Below are 513 nucleotides of genomic sequence, written 5' to 3' on the forward strand. Positions count from 1 at the left end.
ATCTGATTCTCCGCAAACACACCTAATATTTTTAGTATATTAGCGCTCAAAAAGCAGGGATTATGAACATATTCAGTTTTACGGCTCATTTCGGTTCGGAGGAAGATTGTCGTTTGCATTTCAAGGAGCAGCGTGATAAGGAAGGGGTTGTCTGCAAGCGATGCGGGGGCACTTCCCATTATTGGTTACAGGGTAAATGGAGTTATGAATGCAAAGGTTGCCGTTTCCGCACCTCGTTGCGCAGCGGTACGATCATGGAGAGCTCCAAGCTGCCGTTTCTGGTGTGGTACAAAACGATGTTCCTGATGAGTTGCACAAAAAAGGGATTCTCCACCAACGAACTCCAGAAGCAATTAGGATTGAAGCGTTACGAACCGGTATGGGCGATGGTACACAAACTCCGCAGGGCGATGGGCAACCGGGATGCAAGGTATACACTGGAAGGGATGATAGAACTGGATGAGGGTTACTTTTCGGTGGCCAGTAAGGAAATCGAGCGAGGCAAGGGTACAC

The 513-nt window shown here is 48.1% G+C and carries 1 pseudogene; it reads left to right on the forward strand.

What is annotated here, in order from left to right:
* Positions 1-62: 62 nt before the first annotated feature.
* A pseudogene (locus U9S71_RS20920) lies at positions 63-513 on the forward strand (IS1595-like element ISBbi1 family transposase); the annotation flags it as partial.

It is taken from the genome of Parapedobacter flavus (genome assembly GCF_035818675.1).
In the GTDB taxonomy this organism is placed as follows: domain Bacteria; phylum Bacteroidota; class Bacteroidia; order Sphingobacteriales; family Sphingobacteriaceae; genus Parapedobacter; species Parapedobacter flavus.